This is a genomic window from Pedobacter gandavensis, from assembly GCF_032678745.1.
Lineage (GTDB): Bacteria > Bacteroidota > Bacteroidia > Sphingobacteriales > Sphingobacteriaceae > Pedobacter > Pedobacter gandavensis_C.
The window spans coordinates 282,270-298,862 of the sequence record NZ_JAVTST010000006.1 but is presented as its reverse complement, the minus strand read 5'-3'; the positions used below and the strand labels follow the sequence as shown (position 1 = coordinate 298,862).

The following is a 16,593-nucleotide window of genomic DNA, read 5'->3' as shown; positions in this document are numbered from 1 at the left end:
CCGGTTTTCTTTTGGGCAAAATCTTTATTGATAAGTACCTGTGTGCTTTTAGCGAATTTTAAGGGTTTTATTGCTGTAGCTAGAGATCTCTGCCAGCATTTTGATATTGGTAATGGTGATTTTACGGCCTTCAGAAACCAGGACACCCAGGTTCTTGAATTCTTTCAGAATTCTAACCAGATTCTCTTTTGCAATACCTGCCATATTTGATAAGTCGCTGCGGGAGATGTTGATCGCATCCTCATTAGCCTCTTCGTTCTTGTACTTTTCTCTCAGCACAATCAGGGTAATTGCAACTCTTTCCCTTGCTGTACGTTGCGTAAAAACAGAAATATTATTGGTCAGTACCGCGTACTCATGACTCATATTCTTCAATAAACGCTGTGATAATATCACCGAACTGTGCAGCACTTCCAGGAAATCTTCTTTAGGAATAAAAGCAATGATACAGTCCTCAATGGCAGAAGCCGAGTCTGGATAACGCTCCTCAGAAAGGATGGCATGGTAGCCGATCAGCTCCCCGGTACCCGCTACATACATGATCTGTTCCCGGCCATCCCGATCAACTTTATACTTCTTCACAATCCCTTTCTGGATGAAAAATATCCCCGAAGGAACTGCTCCTTCTTTAAAAATCACATCACCTTTATTGTAAGTTTCTACCGTCATGTTCGCACATAATCGGTCGTGGTCTTCTTCAGGAATGCTCTTCAGGATAGATTGGGATTTGAAATTCCATTGATCAATTGGGAAAATACCGGCTAGGCTCATAAATGCTCGTTCTCTATTCTTTAACTATTGAATCCTTTTTGATACCACAAAGTTACTTCTAATTTTTTGGCAATCGGGTTATATTAAAGGTCATGTTGCGGTAATAACTTCAAAATAAATTGATAATTATCAGTTTTTCGATTGACAAGTTTGCGTGTTTTTTCTCATCCATGAGCTTAAATTTGTAGCCGTAAACTTAACAAGAGTGATGGCGAAATTTCAGATTATAAGAGACCTTGATAGCAAGTTCCATTTTAACCTAAAGCTAAAATCAGGCGATATCGTATTGCATAGTGCAGATAAAACTGCCGCAATGATTTCCTGCGAAAAGCAAATAGAATTGGTAAGAGCCAATTCAAAATTTGCACAGCGTTTCAGTAGACAAACGGACGAGCAGGGTTCTTTTTTTATATTAAAGGACGCAGACAATCAAGTGCTTGCCCGTAGTGGTTATTACGAGTATTGGTTGGATATGGAGCGTAGTATCGCAGCCGTACGCAGCCATACACATGATGCAGAAGTGGATGATCTAAGTGGAAAAACACAAGGTGCAACCAAATCAGCAGCTTTAGAAGTAGCTGGATAGCTCCTTTCTAAGCGCGTTAAATTCCCTATTAAGCAACACTTCGGCGGAGAGCAGGAGGGTTGCTTTTTTTTTACAAGTATATGGAGCCTCCCCGGTTTCAGGCCTTAGCCGCTAGTTCTAATCCGGATATTTTAGGCTGGAAATAAATAATCAGCAAATCCTCAGGTGAATTAAATTTTAATATAGATGTTCGTGTAATTAAAAGGAAAATATGGAAGCTGTAAACGAAAGATTGGCTAGGTTAGAAGAAAAGGTGTCACGGATTCTAGATCATGGGGATGCTACACGTGCAATGCTGGATGGAATTGCAATGAAGGCAGATGAGAATTTTATCAAAATTGATGAAAGATTCAATAAGATAGAAAGCAAACTCAATGTCTTAACTAATGAAACATCAACGAACTTTACTGAAGTTGGTGATGAACTGGGTGGTATTAAAGCGGAAATCATAAAAATAGGCGCAGCTACCCGATATGAACAATACCATAAAGACCAAAAGAGGTTTAATATCGACAATTAAGTACTGGTTCTTTTAGACTGGCTAAGCTCCATAAGGAGCTTTTTTTTATTGGAAAGGAATTTTCACAAAAGATACGACCCTATTCTTTTTTATAGTATTATTGGTATTATGAAAACGCTGAACCTTTATTTCTCTTCTTTCCTCTGTTTCCTGTCAACCGGAATTTCCGCACAAACCGTTCATCCGGATAGTACTGAACAGGCCTTTCAACAGTTGTCAGCAGCAAAGTACTTACTGATGAAGAAATCTGCCACTGTTGGTGTTGGGCCAGAAATGTTAGCCAGAAGGTTGAGTCTTGGTGCCTGGGAGGAAGTAGCAGCGACAATCAACGCTAAGAAAAATCCTGATATACCTTATCAATTGATTTACGTCGATTACCTGATCTTAAAGAATGAGTTTAAGCAAGCTGAAGCTCTGGTAGATCAATTGAGAAAAGAAGCGCCAAAGAATAAAAAAGCAATACTGTTAAAAGCTACGCTGGAGATCCAGGCCTGGAGATTACCAGAGGCAGCAGCACTTTGTGAAGAGGGCTTAAAAGATGAGCCTTTGGAAAAACAAAGGCGTTCAGAAAAGAAACCAGTTTCTGAGAAAGAGGAATCATTTGAAAAACTCTGGCTGCTATTGGGCAGGACAAGATTGCTTCAGAAAAACTATACTGAGGCACTGGCTATTGCTAAAAGTGTCATGACGCAAAATCCAAATAGCGCAGGAGCTTACCTCCTGGAAGCAGATGTTTATTTCTGGAATCAACAGCCAGAGCTAGCCGAAGCACCGCTCAAAAAATCATTAACCCTAGACCCCTTTAATGCCGATGCCAGGTTTAGCTACGGTTATGCCATCTGGAGAAGAGTAGATGCCCGCCAGCTTAATGCCATGGCGGCACAATGGGAACTGGCGCTTGCCATCAATCCCCTTCACTTTCAAACCAACTGGCACTGGGGTAATGGACATACCAACCTGACTTATGCAGATTACGCAGAGAAAGATGATGAGCTCATTAGAAAGGATTTGAAAAAAGCAGATGAAGAAGTGGCTGAGGGGAAGGTGGCTAAAGCTATTGAAACGACAAGAGCCATAGAAAAGCAATACCCGGCATCTATACTTCCAGGAATGCATCGGGCATCTATTTATTATATCGCTTTTGATATGGATCGTAAATTGAGACTCGACTCCGCAGAAAACATCTTTAGAAAAATTCTGCTCAGGAAAAAACATTACGGACCAGCCCATAACGGCCTTTCTGCGGTGATTAAATCTAAAAGAATCCCTTATCTGGCAGCCTACGATTCCATATCCAATACTTTGAATAATACGAAGATCAGCGATATGGCTAATTTTCAAAAGGTTTTTCCAGATGTCAATTATTACCCTGGTGAAACGGTAAAAGCAATGGCCTGGAACCAGTTGTTTACTGCAGTGGTCTATTTCCCTTTTCTTTCTAAACAAGGAGAGTCTTTCCGGATCCCCCCGCTACATAAAGATTTGGCGGTGACGATGAACGCACCCTATTTCCGTTACATGACTACTTTCGACAATCGGCAGTGGATGGATATTCGTGGGGTAGGGAGTGGGGCTGCAGCTATAGAATACGTAGAGCGGGGTGCCTTTCTGGAAAGAAATGTGATCCTTCATGAATATGTCCACCTTTTCCATGGACGGGTGCTAACCGATGCAGAAAACCGTAAAATCAGGGCCTTGTATTATCAGGCGATGAAAGAGAAAAGAACATTGGATTATTACTCTCAGAACAATGAAAGTGAATATTTCGCGCAGACTTACCCTGCTTATTTTGAACCGATAAAAGTACATCCCCTGGATTTTAAATCGATGAATACAACTTCGGATTTGAAAGGAAAGGACCCGGATATGTATGCCTTTCTGGATCAGCTGGTAAAAAAAGAACGTGCCTACCTTGCCGGAGACCATCAGTTGATGGCCAGCAACTGGTCGCAAGTGTACTTGAACAAGAGCAAAGACAGTAGAAGGAACAATATGCGCCTCAGTATAAATTACCTGGATACCGCCCTAGTTTATGACCCATTGTACCTGCCGGCCTATCTGTATTATGCGCAATTGAAAACTGAAAAGAAAGATTTTAAAGGAGCATTGGAATGGATTAAAAAGGCAGAAGGATTTAATCCTAAATATGCACCGGTATATTCTGCTTACGCAGATCTGTATGCCGCAAGATTTGCTGCCGGAGAAATCGACCAGCGGGCAGGAGTTCAACAGCAAGCTTTTTACCTGAAAAAAGCCTTCCTGCTGGAGGATGACTATCAGGAGCTGGCAGCCATTAATCTATCACTAGCAGAGATGTATAAGAAAAATGGCATGATTGCAGAAGCGATTGCAACGGCTACAGAATATGGTAGAACAGCTGCAACAGTGTCTACTTACCTGAGAGACCGCAGGGATGATGCCATCGCTTATGCTGCGGTGCTGAAATCTGGGCTTGGTTATACGGAGGAACCAATCACGATCCTTAAGGCGTTGGTCGCACAGAAGCCCCAGAATTTTGAATACAGAAACAAATACGCAGATGCATTGGCAATGAACCAGCAATACGACGAAGCCATTTTTACCTTAAAAGAAGCACAACTGATTCTATCTGCCTCTGGTAATGCGAGAACGGATTATAACCTTAGAATTGCAGATTACTATACGGCAAAAGGGGAACGGGAGAAAGCGGAGGAATACCTTCAGCCATTTCTAAAAGGAGATCAGGCTGTAAGAAATACGGATCAACTCAGATATAGTCTGTTATTGATTAAAATGGGGTATTTGGAGCAAGCAGAAAAAGCATTTAAAACGGCATTCCCGAAAGGAAACCCATTTTATATGGCAGATTACTACTATACCCAGGGAAAGCTTTTGACTGCTTCCGGAAAGGACAAAACAGTTGTGACCCCACTGTATGAAAAAGCAATAGCCGCTAATCCTTACCTCTTTCCTGCTTATTCCGAATTGATTGGTAATTATCAGTCTGCCGGACAAAAAGAAAGGGTTGCGGTTATTCAAACCATACTGAATAAGTTAAAAATCACACCAGGCCCAGGTTTTAAGCAAAAACTGAGCACTGATGTTGCACCTTAATACCATTTCGAGAAACCAAAACAGTTTGTTCAGGATTTAAGCGATTTTCTGAAAAGGCTAAAACCTTCTCGGTAATTAATTGTAATTTGGGATACATCCTTTTCAGCAATCTGAATGAAAAACAAGTATTTCCGTCTCTTAATGACTTTTTACTCCAGCTTTTTTCCGGCTACATTGCTGATTTCTATTGCTTGTGCTTCGTTATTTGCCTACCTGGGAAATTCATCATTGACCATGTTGTTCTGGTTTAAAGTGTTTACGCTCGGAATTGTCATGTATTACATCAGTAATTATAAGTCTAAAGAGTTTCTGTATTACCAGAATCTAGGTATTTCTAAAAGCTTTTTATGGACTGTCACCATGATCCTTGAATTCCTGATGTTCGCATTTCTTTTCGTTTTATCCGCAAAGTATACTGGCATCAGTATAGATTTCTATAACCTTTTTATCTAAGATCGTATGGTTCATCAATTAGAAGTAGACAGTGTACGCTTACAATTTGGAGAAAGAGAGATTTTATCGGATGTATACCTGAAATGTGAAACTGGAAAAATTACTGGCTTACTAGGTAGAAACGGCACTGGAAAGTCCAGCTTGATGAATATCATATTCGGGAGTCTGGTACCAGCCAATAAATCGGTTCGTTTTGATGGGAAGTCTGTTCCTAAAGCTTACCAGCACCATGAGCTGTTGTCTTATCTTCCTCAATATAATTTCATTCCCACTCATTTGACTTTAAATAGGGTGTTTTCAGATTTTAATCTGGAATTCGCACCATTTGAAAAGTACTTCCCGGAATTTAGTCAGCAGCACCGGAGTAAAATGATTCAGCTCTCCGGCGGACAAAGACGTTTGGTAGAAACCTATGTACTGATCAAATCTAAATCTGAGTTTGTGATGCTGGATGAACCCTTTTCTCATTTGAGTCCATTGATGATTGTATCGGTAAAAGAACTGATTAAGGAAGAACAACCCAATAAAGGTTTTTTAATCACCGATCATATGTATCATGATGTGGTAGAATTGTCTAACGATTTATATGTTTTAGCTGAGGAACAAGTATATCTAATCAAAGAAATTGAAGACCTGAAGCGCTTAGGATACACAAAATAAAATTATTGAAAGATCTCCTCTCGTATTTTTAATAAAGATCAAATGATAGAAAGCTGTTTGTGGACCTCAGTTTTTAAAGTTTCCAGGTTTCGAATCGCGTCTCCGGCAGTATTGTTGAAATAAACATAGACGGTTTTTCCTTCATTGATCCAATCCTGAATATAGGTTGCATATTCTGCTAAGAAATCATCTTCATATCCGCCTTTATAATCTCCTTTCGGACCATGGAAACGAAGGTATATAAAATCTGTTTCCTGTGTAACCATCGGACTTACCGAACCGGGTTTGTCATGTAAAACCAGGCCGGCCTGATACGTTAGCATCAAATCATATGTCATTTCCTGATACCAGGAAGCATGGCGAAATTCTAAGGCTAATTTCCAACTGGATTGAGGATCTGCTTCCCTAATTGTTTGTAGCAATTGACTGAGCTGAGGCAGGAAGGTCGCTCCAATACTCGGAGGGAATTGAACCAATAAACAACCTTTTTTGGAATCTCCAACCTCATCAATGATTTTTAAAAAATGCCTTACTGCCTCCGGATCAAAAGATAAACCCTTTTGATGGGTAATCTCCCGCCAGAGTTTAAAGGTGAATTTGAAATCTTCAGGCACACTTTCTGCCCAATTTTTTACAGTCTTTGCCAAGGGGACCTTATAGAAAGAGCTGTTGATCTCTATGCTGTTAAATAAGGAGCCATAATAAGTTAACCTGCTTTTGTCGCGGAACTCGATAGGGTAATATTGCTTATTGGGAACCGGGAGTAGCAAACCGCTGGTGCCAGAATAGAAAGCTTTTTCCATATGTTGAATAACAAGGCAACATCATCCTGGTTTTAATTTATGGATTGATCTCTATCCAATATCTTTTCCTCCTCAATAAATGCTGTGAATTATAAATAAAATCGGATTTTTGATGAATGATCATAAGAAAGAATGACCATTGGTTTAAAATGCTTTTCATCTGGAAAGGATCTGTTTTACCACAGCTGCTTCCCCGATTACTGCTGCTGTTTTTATTTTCTGTTTGTGTGGTCTACCTGAAGGGGAAACTTTTCGATTTTAAAATCCCTTTAAGTCCGGCGCCATTTACTTTATTCGGGATAGCATTGGCATTGTTTTTGGGTTTTCGCAACAATGCCAGTTATGATCGTTTCTGGGAAGCCAGAAAGATCTGGGGAGCGCTATTGAACGATACGCGATCATTGGCCAGACAGGCCTTAACCATGAGTGGTTATCCTCCGGAGAGCAAGGAAGTGGATGCTTTTATTCATTACCTGATTGCCTTTACCTATGCTTTAAAACACCAGTTGCGCGGTACCGACTCCAGCGAAGATCTCGATAAAAGATTAAGTCCTGAATTGACTAAACAGTTAAAACCTGCGATTTACAAGCCGATTTTGCTGATGAAAGAAATGGGCTTATGGGTACAAAAGGCTAAGCAGGAAGGGAAAATCGATACCATCATTCAAGCTTCATTTGATCAGAATCTGGATAAACTGTCTGATATTGTTGGTGCTTGTGAAAGAATCGCCTCTACACCAATTCCTTATACTTACCGCATCTTATTACACCGCACTGTGTATATCTATTGTTTCTTGTTGCCTTTTGGTTTTGTGGATAGCCTCAGTTGGCTTACGCCATTTATCGTCATTTTTATTGCTTATACTTTTGTAGCGTTGGAAGCCATTGCAGATGAGATAGAAGAGCCTTTTGGAATGGAGCCGAATGATCTGGCTTTAAATGCGATGAGCAGTATGATTGAAACCACGCTGTTGGAAATGGCTGGAAAACCAGTTCCTGTAGCTACTCAAAAATCAGAAGGGATTCTGAATTAAGCATGCCCCATGCTTTAGGCCCGTCGTTTATTTTAATCTTCTGAAGGCTGAATGATAATGAATTTGATAAACTTAAGTTCCTCTTTGATCGCCACTTTGATGCGGTTTATGGCATCGGTAATGTCTTCCGTGTCGATATCCGGTTGAAAGACTACAATGATCATCAATAACACCTCTTCTGGACTTTGGTAAGTGGAAATGATGTTCGAAATTCTAATCACAGATGGATCTTTTTCTACCAGTAATTTGATCTTTTCCTTAGTTTCAGGCGCAATACCTTCGCCCATGAGCAGACTCCGACTTTCTCTGGCCAAAATAGCTGACACAAAAACGAGTAGCAAACCTACCAATACAGAGGCCAGGCCATCCATATAATCCAGTCCGAAGTTATGGCCAATCAACATGAAAATGAACACAATTAGCAAACCGAGTACTGCTGCACCATCTTCAAAAAGCACGAGGAAACTGGAAGGGTCTTTGCTTTTAACAATGGCATTCCACCAGCTCAGGCCATTTCTCTGCTGATTAAATTCTTTGATCGCAATGCGCAGAGACCAGCCTTCAAACATTAAACACAAAATCAGGACCCCATAATTGATCAGTGGATCTGATACCGGTTCAGGTTCGATGATGTGTTGGATACCCTGGTAAATCGAGATGCCGCCCCCAAGCCCGAAGATTAATATGGCCACAATAAAAGACCAGAAATAAAGTTCTTTTCCATAGCCAAAAGGACGCTGCTGATCTGGTGCTTTCTTGCTTTTCTTCAATCCGTATAGCAGTAAAACCTGATTGATGCTATCCACCATAGAGTGAATTCCTTCCGAGATCATGGAAGAGCTATTGGTGAAAGCACCGGCAATAAATTTGGTGGTGGCAATGAGCAGGTTAGCGGCCAAAGCACTGTAAATGGATTTATTGTCTTTAATCATAGCGGCTTTATAGCTGAGTAACAAAAAAACTTTTTAATAGTTTAACTTTAAAGCGTTTTAATGGTGTAGCTTTTATGCTTTTAGGTTATGAAATGAAATAGTGATATGAAGAATTGGAAGAAATACTTATTGTTGATTTTGATGGTGATTCCTGTCCTGGGTTTTAGTCAGGAGCGTTTCAAAGGAGGGTCAAAAGAGAAGTTTGACGCATCAAAAGAAAAGATCTCGGCCAATCTTGATGCTGCTGAAAAAGAGAAGCTGGAGATTGCTTTAAGGGTGCTGGCAATGGCTGCGATATATGATAAATCGCAACAGCCTGCTTTAAAGAAAGATAGTTTTGATGAGCTGGTAAGAAAGCGATTGAATGGTAAGGATTTACTGGAAAGCTATGCACTTGCAAATGAGTTTGTGAAAGCGGATCATCAACGAAAAATAGATAAGCTGGAAAAGGAAATGTCGGTCTTGGATGCTAAAAAGCGCAAATCAGATGCACTAAAGGCAAAGCTAAGCGTGTTAAAAGCGAAGCCATTGCGGGTAGATTCTATAAATGGGGCTTTTGTGATCTCTTGTGCTTTTACGAACGAAAGCGATCAGATATTGAATACTTATGAAATGGTGATTGGCTATGGCTCTACACAAGACCTCAATGATGGCTGGAGTTGCCTGAAAAGAGCGGATTCTGCGGTTGTTTTCGCGCCTAAAGAGACCAAGATCCTGACTTGCAGCTTTTCATTTGCGACAGTCAAAGAGAATGCTAATGTGATCAAATGGAAGGAGATGAAATTTCCGCTGACAGATTTCAGCAAGTATAACCTGGCCATGGATTGCTATACTAGTATGCTGGTTTTAAACGGTATAAAGTACGAATTGAAAAATGAAGAGCGTCTTTCTGAGCAGGAGGAGCAGGAATTGGCGAAGTATAGGGCCAGTTTAGAGGAATTGAAATCCAACATTCCTGTATTGGATGATTTGATTGTGAAAAAGCCCTGATCGCTTTAGGAAAAGCTTTTCAATACAAAAGACCAGTATCAAAAGATCCTAAGTGGATAAATTAATACTGGTCTTTCCAGACCCGAAGGTCAAATATCATGGATAAAGAGTTATGCTTCGATAACTGCTTTTCTAGCTGTCATTTTCAAGTTCTTGAATTGGTATTCAGAAGTGATGTGTTTCTTTTCACTAACCTGAGTAAATTCGAATTGGTTTTCTTCGATTACTGCAAGGTAAGCTTCTTTAGCTTTTAGGAATGAACATCTGTATAGTTCGCCTCCGTTTTGTAGTTTACCACTTTTTTCACTTTGGTAAGCTGCTTTGTATTCTGCAAGTTTATCAGTGATTAAACGTTCTACTCTTCCTAGAGTTGGAGTTTTTGCGCTGAAAAGAAGTTCCCAGTCGTCATAACCGCCATCTCTTGCAGTAGTTAAATTTAAGGTAAGTGTCTTACTTTTTCCTTCGTTTGTTGAACCGATTTTAATTAATCCTCCTCTTTTGGACCCTGAGAAGTAAATGTAACCTGGTTTAAGTTCCCTTAAAGCAGCAGCAATTTTAGTCGTATCGCATTGTGGACAAAAACCTCCAATTGTTCTTAACGTATGGGTGTCGTTCTCCGTGCATGGCGCGGTGTTGCAAGCAATCACCTTGTCAGCTTCAGTCATACTTTTCTGCAAATTTTCTGATATGTCCTCTCCTTGGGCATCGAATATTAATTCGGATGAGATTTTGTGCTTTTTTAAAAAAGTTTCCTGTTCCTTTGTTATTAGGTGCTTCATTGTCATTTCCAAAATTAGTCATATTAATTGGCTTTAAAATGATTTAGCGCAAACAGGGCGTATTTGTCCAATTAATATTTAATTAATATTTTGATTATCTTTCCATAATACCTCAAATAAGTAGAGGTTAACGCTATTAATCATAACGTAATGTACTCCTGGAGGAAACTTGACCCATAGGGATAGAATCGTCAAGTTAATGTGCTTTTTTAACTAGGATCTTGTCCAAGATTAGCAATATCCGTTCCACATTTCTGTTTTTTGAGCCAAATTTTTAGAAAAATCGGTAGTCCAGCATAAGTATTTTCAGATTGTTTGAGAAGCGCAACCAAATGAAGGATTTAGCAGGAGATTTCCTTTGTATTTTTTATATGTACTAAAGCGGGGAATCCCCCGGAATACCGTAAATTGCGATAAACGATTAGAATATTTTGTAAAAATAACCAGAAAAGTTATGGCTATTAACCTAAGAAAAGGACAGCGGGAGAACATCAATGCTCCGAGATTTACAGTAGGATTGGGATGGGATACGAACAGTGCTACCGGAAATGATTTTGATTTAGACGCTTCGGTGTTTATGCTTGGAGAGAACAAGCGTTTGGTATCAGATGATTACTTTATTTTTTATAACAACCTGACTTCTCCGGATGGCGGCGTGGAGCATACCGGTGATAACTTAACCGGAGCAGGAGATGGGGATGATGAAAGTATTTTGGTAGACCTTTCCAAAGTGGATCCAAAAGTGTCTGAACTTTGTATTGTAGTGACCATTCATGAGGCAGCTAGCCGTAAGCAGAACTTCGGTCAGGTGAGAAACTCATTTGTCCGCATTGTGGATCAAGATGGTGTGGAAATAATGAAGTATGAACTGGAAGAAGATTTCTCAATTGAAACTGCAGTTGAATTCGGTAGGATTTACCGTAGAAATGGAGAATGGAAATTTGAAGCCGTAGGCGCCGGAATGAATGGCGGATTACAGGATTACCTGAATAAATACCAATAGTATCAAAAAAGGTTGTCTGTATCCATTTTAACAGACAACCTTTTCTTTTTTTAGACTTTGAGCTTTTATACTTTGAGCCCGCCAAACATACTAAAGAGTATGATCGTTAATACGATTAAGGTGATGACCACATAAAGCCGATCTTTTTCCAGGATAAAAGAGCATAAAGAGAATACGATTCGCAGAATAGGGGTCGCAATTAAAATTACTACACCCAGCTGGATGATCTCTTTCGCACTTCCAGTTTTTAAGCCTTCAATAATTCCTGTTAAGCTGGTATATCCGGCAGGTTCTCCATTGAATTCTGTATAATGAGGGATTCCTGATCCATTCTGAAATAAGTACCAGATGCCTCCTATAATGGCGACGATCCCTGAGCTGAGTACGCCATATCTTAAAACCTGACCAATCAGCTGCTGCATGTCATAGTCGGTCACTTTTTTATTTTTTTCCATTGCTTTAGAATTTATGATGGATGCCGTTGTAAATCATGTTGAGGGCGATTAGCGTGATGGCAATAGAAAATATCAGTTTCAGTGATTTCACATTGATGCGCATCAGGAGTTTGGAACCGGTAAAGGCTCCGGCAAGTACGCCAATGATCACTGGAAAAGCAATTCCTGGATCTATATATCCCCGTTGCAAGTATACTACCGCACTCGCTGCAGCGGTAACACCTACCATAAAATTACTAGTGGTGGTGCTTACTCTAAAAGGTACACGCATTGCAGTGTCCATAGCCAGCACTTTTAAGGCACCAGAACCGATGCCCAGTAATCCGGAAAGTACGCCTGCAATGGTCATGATGGAAAATCCTCCGGCAACATTCTTTAATTTATAATCCACAACACCATTGTTTGTTGGGTAGCTGCTGTTTAATTTCAATGCGTAAGAAAGGTTGCTGCCTTCTTGTAGTGCATCTTCATGTTTTTTCCTTAAGGTCATCGCTGCGGAAAAAATAAGCATCACCCCAAAGAGAATGGCGACCAGGTTAACGGGTGTATAAATGGCAAGGATGGCACCTAATACCGCACCTGCAGTGGTAGCGATTTCGAGAAACATCCCTAATCTAACATTGGTAATCCCTTCTTTTACATAGGCGCTTGCAGAACCGGAAGAAGTGGCAATGGAGGCTACTAATGCAGCACCAATGGCATACCGGATGTCGACATGGAAACCTAAGGTTAATAGTGGAATAATGACCACACCACCGCCAAGTCCAGTTAAGGAGCCTGCAAGTCCGGCCAGGTATGCCCCTAATAATAGAATGAGGGTAAAGAGTAAAATATTCATAAAGCTTAATAGTTGTTGTCTAAGATGTCGATGGTCAATTGTTCGGCCTGTTTCGGGTCTTGTTTTTTGATGGCTTCAAATAAAGCTTCATGTAAATGCTGACTGTTGCTAAAGTGTTTGATGTCTGCCGCGTCCCTGAGTTCGAAGAAATTGCGGAGTACGGAACTGAAGTTTTCATACAGATCTGAGAGGACTTGATTTCCGGAAGCTTTAGCAATGCTGATGTGGAAGGCAATGTCTGCTTCTGCGCATTTTTTCTGCTGCTGCTCTTCAATTGCTTTTTTCCTTTGGAGGAGGAGGTTTTCCATAGTTGTCAAATCGGCATCGCTGCGGTGCTGACTGGCCAGTTTCACGATTTCTTTTTCCAACAGCGCGCGGACGGTATTGATTTCTTCGAAATCTGCTCTTTTTAAGCGTTGAGACAGGGTTTCATCTTTTATTTTAGAGACTACAAATGTGCCTGATCCTTGTTGTACTTTGAGTATGCCGGAGATGGCCAATGTTTTGATCGCTTCGCGAATGGTTGAACGACCAACACCGTAGTGTTCCATCAATTCAGGTTCCGCAGGGATCTTTTCGCCTTTTTTCAATTTGCCAGAGGCGATGTCTTTCCTGATCTCAATGATGACCTTGTCGGACAGTTTTATCGTTTTCTTCATGTTTAAACGTCTGATGTTTCAAATGTAGTTGCGGCTTCTAAACATCAGATGTTTTAATTTGAAATGTGACAGAAGTTAGACGGAATAGGAGGATAATCCATTAAAATAATGGCTTCGTCTATTTATCCTTTCGGTCAATGAAATTAGCTTTGATGTACTATTCCAATACTCCCATGCGCTTTTACAGCTTCAGCAAATTGCTTTTACTCCTCCTTTTATTTGCTGGTGCTTATCAGCCTGAAGGACAGTTGATCTCCTCATCCGGGATGAAAACGTATGGTCGAAATATAGTCGATCCATATTAGAAGATAATTATTTAAAGATATATGATTAAAAAAGCAATTTATTTATTCCTATTCGGGATTTGCGCGCATACCAGCTTAGTTCAGGCACAAACCAAGCAGCAGAACCTACAAACGGTAAGCTACAATGGCAATAGCATTAAAATTGATGGCAAAGAAACCTTTGTGTACAGTGCCGCATTCCATTATTTTCGATGCCCAAAAGAATTATGGCGCGACAGGTTTCAGAAAATAAAAGCGGCAGGTTTTAATACCGTGGAAACGTATATTCCATGGAATTGGCATGAACGAAATATGCCAAAAGACGTCAATGATTATTCGCAGGTGGATTTTTCTGATCTGAAGGAATGGCTGGACATGGCACAAACTGAATTTGGGTTTTATACGATCCTTCGGCCCGGACCCTTTATCTGTGCAGAATGGGCAGGTGGTGGCTACCCGCGTTGGCTGGCGAAATTCAGACCGGATAACCTGACTGATTTTTGGTTGAGAAGCAACGATCCTGAGCATGTGAAATGGAGTTTACACTGGTACAATGCCGTAGGGAAATTTATTGCTGCGGAGCAAATCACCAACAAGCCTAAAGGAGAAAAAGGGGTGATCCTGGTACAGATTGAAAATGAATATGATGCCGATGAGAGTAAAAACAAGACGGAATTTTTGCAGTCTTTATATCGTTCTGTAAGGAGTTCGAAGATAGATGTCCCAGTTTTCACTTGTCTGACTGCTGAATGTAGGGGAAGTGACGACAGTATGCTTTCGGAAGTTTTTGATTGCGATAATTATTATGTTGGCTTAAATGATGCCATCAGTTGTGCCAAAAGAATGAGCGATTTAAAGCGTAAGCAGCCCAACGCACCTGGGTATGTAACTGAATTACAGGGCGGCTGGTTTTCGACGGTGGAAGGTCGGTTGAGTGAAGAGCATGAGTCGAATTCTAAACATTTTTATGCTGTTGGCATGATGTCTATGCTGGGTGGTGCCACTGGTTTGAACTATTATATGTTTTTCGGAGGGACTCATTTTGATGGATGGGGAGCCAGAGGTCAAACCACTTCTTACGACTATAATGCTGCGATCAGGGAAAATGGCTCGCTATCCGGAAAATACTTTGCTGCGCGCAATATTGGTGCGTTTATTAAGAAATATGAAGCTCAGCTGATTCATTCTAAAGGTGGAGTTTGTGCCTTTGAAAATTCGCCCGCGGAATTAACTGGTGGTGTTAGGGTGGCAGCAGATGGAACCAGGTTTGTTTTTATCCACAACAACTCAGCGAAAAAGAAAATTGCAGGTACGGCAATGGTTAAACCAAGTGTAAACAGTGTCCTTTCAAAGCCTATTTACAATGTAAATCAACATGAGGAAAAAGTCCTGATCACTGTTGATGCCAATGCGGGGAACGATTTGATCGCTGAGCCATCATTTGAAATACATTACGAGCTGGACTCCATGGAAACAAAGGTGTTGATCATTCCTCCAGGGAAAAAGATCAATAAAGGTGTATGGTGGGGAATGCAAGATGATTTAAAAAAGAATACGGGTTTAAGCAGCACAAAAACACAGATTCCAATAAAAAAAGTACTGGCTTTTGATGAAGATTTTAAAGCGAACTGGAAACCTTTGGAGGCAGGTGTTTCTCTACCCGAACTGAAGGTAAATGATGCCCGTTATGTATTGTATCGTTCAACATATAATTTAACGGGAAATGAAGCAAATCAAATGCAGAAGCTGTTATTCAATACTTTTTCAAGAGATATACTTAATGTACAGGTCAATGGAAAATTGGCTATCCGCCTGTATCCAACAGATAAATATGCTGCGGTAGTGAGCAGGAATGTAAATAAGTCCTTTGCCAGGATAAAAGACAATGAGTATGATAATATTTTTGATGTTGCCGGATTGTTGCATGCTGGGGAGAACGAAATTCTGGTGGTTTATGAAAACATAGGACATGAACATGGTTATTTTCCAATGGAGGAACTGTGTGGGATAAAGACAGCCGGACTTTCAGATAACCTTTCAACGATACAAAAAACATTGACATGGGAGCTGGCAACCCAGCTGTCGGGAATTGATCAAGGTTTCACAAGTACAGCGTTTTCTGCCAAAGGCTGGAAAGAAATACAACTGGATAGCAATTTTGTTATTCCAAGAAAAGGAAATCACATACAGCCTAAAGGAAAGCAAACAGCTTTATTGACCTGGTATCGTGCAGAATTTGAAATCCCTGCAAATGCGGATCCAAAAACGATATGGCGACTGCTGATTAGTGCTTCAGGCAACGGCTATATGTATTTAAACGGACACAATATTGGCCGGCATTGGGAAGTTGGTCCGCAACGTGAATTTTATCTGCCAGAATGTTGGTTGAATTTTGGGAAGAATAAAAAGAATGTGATCACCCTCGGACTGCGTCAAACGATGAATGGGGCGGTGGTTAAGGGAATGGAAATAGCAGCTTATTAGTACCTTTTTTATCCTAATAAAAAGTAAATGAACTTTCCAATTGTTTCACCCATGCAGTAAAATATAATAGCAACGACCATCAGCATAATGCCTGCTAATACAGAAATTTGTTTTTGACTTGTATTCATAGTTTTTGAGAAGTTTTCAAATTTAATAGCATTCTTATATTAAGTCAACTGAGTATTTCCCCAGTTTGTTTAATGGAAGTTTTGAATGCAGGCAACAGGTTCGTAACTATGAATTTGAGTT

Annotated in this window: 17 protein-coding genes; 10 read left to right on the top strand and 7 right to left on the bottom strand. The window is 40.3% G+C overall.

Annotation, left to right across the window (positions count from 1 at the left end):
• Positions 1-48: 48 nt before the first annotated feature.
• On the bottom strand, positions 49-771 hold the full coding sequence (locus R2S10_RS19085) for a Crp/Fnr family transcriptional regulator (RefSeq protein ID WP_316842009.1): 723 nt from the start codon (positions 769-771) through the stop codon (positions 49-51).
• A 208-nt stretch (positions 772-979) separates the two neighbouring features.
• On the opposite strand from R2S10_RS19085, the gene R2S10_RS19080 reads away from it, so the two are divergent.
• The 5 genes from R2S10_RS19080 to R2S10_RS19060 all read left to right on the top strand — a co-directional run bounded on the left by R2S10_RS19080 (position 980) and on the right by R2S10_RS19060 (position 6,083).
• Positions 980-1,357: a DUF1508 domain-containing protein gene (locus R2S10_RS19080; RefSeq protein ID WP_316842008.1), complete on the top strand. Its 378-nt coding sequence runs from the start codon at positions 980-982 to the stop codon at positions 1,355-1,357.
• Positions 1,358-1,568: 211 nt separating this feature from the next.
• Positions 1,569-1,877, top strand: a complete 309-nt coding sequence (locus R2S10_RS19075; RefSeq protein WP_316842007.1) for a hypothetical protein — start codon at positions 1,569-1,571, stop codon at positions 1,875-1,877.
• A 108-nt stretch (positions 1,878-1,985) separates the two neighbouring features.
• Entirely contained in the window at positions 1,986-4,970 is a 2,985-nt protein-coding gene (locus R2S10_RS19070) for a tetratricopeptide repeat protein (RefSeq protein ID WP_316842006.1), read from the top strand.
• 114 nt (positions 4,971-5,084) lie between these two features.
• Positions 5,085-5,423: a hypothetical protein gene (locus R2S10_RS19065; RefSeq protein WP_316842005.1), complete on the top strand. Its 339-nt coding sequence runs from the start codon at positions 5,085-5,087 to the stop codon at positions 5,421-5,423.
• A gap of 6 nt (positions 5,424-5,429) precedes the next feature.
• Entirely contained in the window at positions 5,430-6,083 is a 654-nt protein-coding gene (locus R2S10_RS19060) for an ATP-binding cassette domain-containing protein (protein ID WP_316842004.1), read from the top strand.
• Positions 6,084-6,121: 38 nt separating this feature from the next.
• On the opposite strand, the gene R2S10_RS19055 is transcribed toward R2S10_RS19060, so the two are convergent.
• Positions 6,122-6,886 (bottom strand): DUF72 domain-containing protein, encoded by a 765-nt coding sequence (locus R2S10_RS19055; RefSeq protein WP_316842003.1) that lies wholly within the window; start codon positions 6,884-6,886, stop codon positions 6,122-6,124.
• A 116-nt stretch (positions 6,887-7,002) separates the two neighbouring features.
• On the opposite strand from R2S10_RS19055, the gene R2S10_RS19050 reads away from it, so the two are divergent.
• The gene (locus R2S10_RS19050; RefSeq protein WP_316842002.1) at positions 7,003-7,920 is read left to right on the top strand and encodes a bestrophin family protein; all 918 of its coding nucleotides are present in this window, start codon (positions 7,003-7,005) and stop codon (positions 7,918-7,920) included.
• 32 nt (positions 7,921-7,952) lie between these two features.
• On the opposite strand, the gene R2S10_RS19045 is transcribed toward R2S10_RS19050, so the two are convergent.
• Positions 7,953-8,852 carry a cation diffusion facilitator family transporter gene (locus tag R2S10_RS19045; protein ID WP_316842001.1) on the bottom strand — a complete coding sequence of 300 codons (900 nt, stop codon included), beginning with the start codon at positions 8,850-8,852 and terminating at the stop codon, positions 7,953-7,955.
• Positions 8,853-8,957: 105 nt separating this feature from the next.
• Between R2S10_RS19045 and R2S10_RS19040 the strand changes: the two genes are divergently transcribed.
• Positions 8,958-9,842, top strand: a complete 885-nt coding sequence (locus R2S10_RS19040; protein ID WP_316842000.1) for a hypothetical protein — start codon at positions 8,958-8,960, stop codon at positions 9,840-9,842.
• A 110-nt stretch (positions 9,843-9,952) separates the two neighbouring features.
• Here the strand turns inward: R2S10_RS19040 and R2S10_RS19035 are convergent, their stop codons facing one another.
• Positions 9,953-10,507, bottom strand: coding sequence for a GIY-YIG nuclease family protein (locus R2S10_RS19035; RefSeq protein WP_316841999.1), 555 nt, complete (start codon positions 10,505-10,507; stop codon positions 9,953-9,955).
• A gap of 568 nt (positions 10,508-11,075) precedes the next feature.
• Here R2S10_RS19035 and R2S10_RS19030 point away from each other — a divergent pair.
• Positions 11,076-11,624 (top strand): TerD family protein, encoded by a 549-nt coding sequence (locus tag R2S10_RS19030; protein ID WP_316841998.1) that lies wholly within the window; start codon positions 11,076-11,078, stop codon positions 11,622-11,624.
• Positions 11,625-11,689: 65 nt separating this feature from the next.
• Here R2S10_RS19030 and R2S10_RS19025 read toward each other — a convergent pair whose 3' ends face one another.
• From R2S10_RS19025 to R2S10_RS19015, 3 genes are read right to left on the bottom strand one after another with little or no spacing between them, the layout of a single operon-like run.
• Complete coding sequence (locus R2S10_RS19025) at positions 11,690-12,079, bottom strand: DUF1634 domain-containing protein (protein WP_316841997.1); 390 nt, start codon at positions 12,077-12,079, stop codon at positions 11,690-11,692.
• Between the two features lie 4 nt (positions 12,080-12,083).
• Positions 12,084-12,917, bottom strand: a complete 834-nt coding sequence (locus tag R2S10_RS19020; protein WP_316841996.1) for a sulfite exporter TauE/SafE family protein — start codon at positions 12,915-12,917, stop codon at positions 12,084-12,086.
• A gap of 5 nt (positions 12,918-12,922) precedes the next feature.
• On the bottom strand, positions 12,923-13,576 hold the full coding sequence (locus tag R2S10_RS19015) for a FadR/GntR family transcriptional regulator (RefSeq protein WP_316841995.1): 654 nt from the start codon (positions 13,574-13,576) through the stop codon (positions 12,923-12,925).
• A 137-nt stretch (positions 13,577-13,713) separates the two neighbouring features.
• Between R2S10_RS19015 and R2S10_RS19010 the strand changes: the two genes are divergently transcribed.
• Together R2S10_RS19010 and R2S10_RS19005 are read left to right on the top strand one after the other, a co-directional pair.
• Positions 13,714-13,881, top strand: a complete 168-nt coding sequence (locus R2S10_RS19010) for a hypothetical protein (RefSeq protein WP_316841994.1) — start codon at positions 13,714-13,716, stop codon at positions 13,879-13,881.
• A gap of 21 nt (positions 13,882-13,902) precedes the next feature.
• On the top strand, positions 13,903-16,344 hold the full coding sequence (locus R2S10_RS19005; protein WP_316841993.1) for a beta-galactosidase: 2,442 nt from the start codon (positions 13,903-13,905) through the stop codon (positions 16,342-16,344).
• Positions 16,345-16,593: the final 249 nt, after the last annotated feature.

Coding starts and splice junctions, on each gene's coding strand:
- R2S10_RS19015 (WP_316841995.1), bottom strand. CDS start 13,576: ATGAAGAAAACGATAAAACTGTCCGACAAGGTCATCATTGAGATCAGG.
- R2S10_RS19025 (WP_316841997.1), bottom strand. CDS start 12,079: ATGGAAAAAAATAAAAAAGTGACCGACTATGACATGCAGCAGCTGATT.
- R2S10_RS19060 (WP_316842004.1), top strand. CDS start 5,430: ATGGTTCATCAATTAGAAGTAGACAGTGTACGCTTACAATTTGGAGAA.
- R2S10_RS19055 (WP_316842003.1), bottom strand. CDS start 6,886: ATGGAAAAAGCTTTCTATTCTGGCACCAGCGGTTTGCTACTCCCGGTT.
- R2S10_RS19020 (WP_316841996.1), bottom strand. CDS start 12,917: ATGAATATTTTACTCTTTACCCTCATTCTATTATTAGGGGCATACCTG.
- R2S10_RS19045 (WP_316842001.1), bottom strand. CDS start 8,852: ATGATTAAAGACAATAAATCCATTTACAGTGCTTTGGCCGCTAACCTG.
- R2S10_RS19050 (WP_316842002.1), top strand. CDS start 7,003: ATGATCATAAGAAAGAATGACCATTGGTTTAAAATGCTTTTCATCTGG.
- R2S10_RS19085 (WP_316842009.1), bottom strand. CDS start 771: ATGAGCCTAGCCGGTATTTTCCCAATTGATCAATGGAATTTCAAATCC.
- R2S10_RS19030 (WP_316841998.1), top strand. CDS start 11,076: ATGGCTATTAACCTAAGAAAAGGACAGCGGGAGAACATCAATGCTCCG.
- R2S10_RS19035 (WP_316841999.1), bottom strand. CDS start 10,507: ATGACTGAAGCTGACAAGGTGATTGCTTGCAACACCGCGCCATGCACG.
- R2S10_RS19040 (WP_316842000.1), top strand. CDS start 8,958: ATGAAGAATTGGAAGAAATACTTATTGTTGATTTTGATGGTGATTCCT.
- R2S10_RS19010 (WP_316841994.1), top strand. CDS start 13,714: ATGAAATTAGCTTTGATGTACTATTCCAATACTCCCATGCGCTTTTAC.
- R2S10_RS19080 (WP_316842008.1), top strand. CDS start 980: ATGGCGAAATTTCAGATTATAAGAGACCTTGATAGCAAGTTCCATTTT.
- R2S10_RS19065 (WP_316842005.1), top strand. CDS start 5,085: ATGAAAAACAAGTATTTCCGTCTCTTAATGACTTTTTACTCCAGCTTT.
- R2S10_RS19070 (WP_316842006.1), top strand. CDS start 1,986: ATGAAAACGCTGAACCTTTATTTCTCTTCTTTCCTCTGTTTCCTGTCA.
- R2S10_RS19005 (WP_316841993.1), top strand. CDS start 13,903: ATGATTAAAAAAGCAATTTATTTATTCCTATTCGGGATTTGCGCGCAT.
- R2S10_RS19075 (WP_316842007.1), top strand. CDS start 1,569: ATGGAAGCTGTAAACGAAAGATTGGCTAGGTTAGAAGAAAAGGTGTCA.